This is a genomic window from Mesorhizobium sp. M4B.F.Ca.ET.203.01.1.1, assembly GCF_004791025.1.
In the GTDB taxonomy this organism is placed as follows: Bacteria; Pseudomonadota; Alphaproteobacteria; order Rhizobiales; family Rhizobiaceae; genus Mesorhizobium; species Mesorhizobium abyssinicae.
This window is the reverse complement of sequence record NZ_SRUO01000040.1, coordinates 1-1514: the sequence shown is the minus strand read 5'-3', so window position 1 is coordinate 1514 and position 1514 is coordinate 1. Positions and strand designations below refer to the sequence as shown.

The 1514-nt window shown below is 58.3% G+C and carries 1 protein-coding gene and 1 pseudogene; both read right to left on the bottom strand.

Annotated features, from left to right (window positions below):
- Positions 1-131: 131 nt before the first annotated feature.
- Positions 132-1304, bottom strand: a complete 1173-nt coding sequence (locus EN846_RS33510; RefSeq protein ID WP_127287356.1) for a Xaa-Pro peptidase family protein — start codon at positions 1302-1304, stop codon at positions 132-134.
- Positions 1291-1514: pseudogene (locus tag EN846_RS35495) on the bottom strand (hypothetical protein); the annotation flags it as partial. The gene EN846_RS33510 and the pseudogene EN846_RS35495, both read right to left, overlap by 14 nt.

Below are 1514 nucleotides of genomic sequence, written 5' to 3'. Positions count from 1 at the left end.
CGGAACAGCGCCGGCTTTCTCGATTGCGCTTACATAGTGGACGAGACAGAAGTAACCATCCTTTTCCACGTCGAAATTGCTGACGATTCCTATGACTGGTCGCATGTGCTTTGCCATCTTGAATGGGGTGCTTAGGTACGCGAGAAGAGCTTGCGCTCCATGGTGGTCAGGCGTTCCGGGCCTTTTTCCGTCACCAGCACCGTCTCGCTGAAGCCCATCCCCGCTGCCATCATCAGCATATGAAACACCATTCCCGGCTCTAAGACCCATTCGACGCCAGGCACGAATTCGCGGATAAATTCGCCTGCGGACGGGCGATGATTAAGACCAAGCGAATAGCCGGCACGATTCGTATAGGTCTCGCGCAGTCCAGACGCCAGGAGCGGCTCGCGGCAAGCTCGGTCGACCACGCTGGCCGGTGTGCCCGGCCGCATCAATGCGATGGCCTCGTCTTGGATGCGGATGATCGTGTCGGCGATACGCTGTTGCGCAGCGCTCGCCGGACCGACAACAGCGGTGCGCATCAAGCGTGCCCAGTAATTCTTGTGGACCCCGTTTTGTTCAAAGTAGACAGGATCGCCACGTTCCAGGCGCCGGTCCGAAAGTCCTCCATGTATGAGACTTGTTCGATCGCCGGAGGTGATGATACCGCCGAGCGACGCTGCCCCCGCCTTCACCAATGCGCTAGACACAGCCTCGGCGAGTTCTCGCTCCGCGACGCCAGGCCCGATAGCCTCGATGCCGGCCCGCAGGCCCACTTCAACCAGGCGGGCAGCGCCGCGCAGGTGTTCTATTTCCCGCGGCGATTTGATCAGGCGCAGGTGGTCGACAATACGGGGCTCTCCAACCAGAGTTGCATTCGGCAGCAGCGCCTGCAGCATCTTCCAGCGCTCCACCGTCAAGAACCATGAGTGCTCATCCACACCGACGCGCCCGCCTGCCAACCCAAGACCTTCAAGGGCTCTTCGCGCCGTGTCGAGCCAAACGGGGAGCGGATCAGCCGCATCTGCATAGACCACGTGGTTTTTGACCCATGAGGTGCTGTGCGCCGTGGGGACTTCCATGTCGCGCACGATCAGCACCGGGTCGCCGCGGCTGGGCACTGCTAAGGCGTGATAGGAGAAATAACCAATTTGATCTATACCGCTCAGATAATTAATGTTTTCTGGTTGGTGCAGCAGTAAGACGGGAAGATCATACTTAGCCATTTCTTCTTGAGTACGCCGTAGCCGCTCCCGATATTCCTCAGCCGGGAAATCCATTCCATTATTCGCAGGCTCACTCACCGTCTTAAGCTCCTTCATTGTTGACTAGCCCACTGGATTTGGTTCGCCATTCACCAGCTTGGCGAACCCCCTCTACGCCGGCATACATAATGACTGTGAACGCGATCAGCAGACTTGAAACGGCAGCGATCGTCGGCGTGATCTCTTCCCGAATTCCCGACCACATCTTGATCGGCAAGGTGGTGGTGTCCGGCCCGCTCACGAAAAGTGACAGCACCAACTCGTCGA

Excerpts from the sequence above, each read along its gene's own strand:
- EN846_RS33510 (WP_127287356.1), bottom strand. The coding sequence starts at position 1,304 with ATGAAGGAGCTTAAGACGGTGAGTGAGCCTGCGAATAATGGAATGGAT.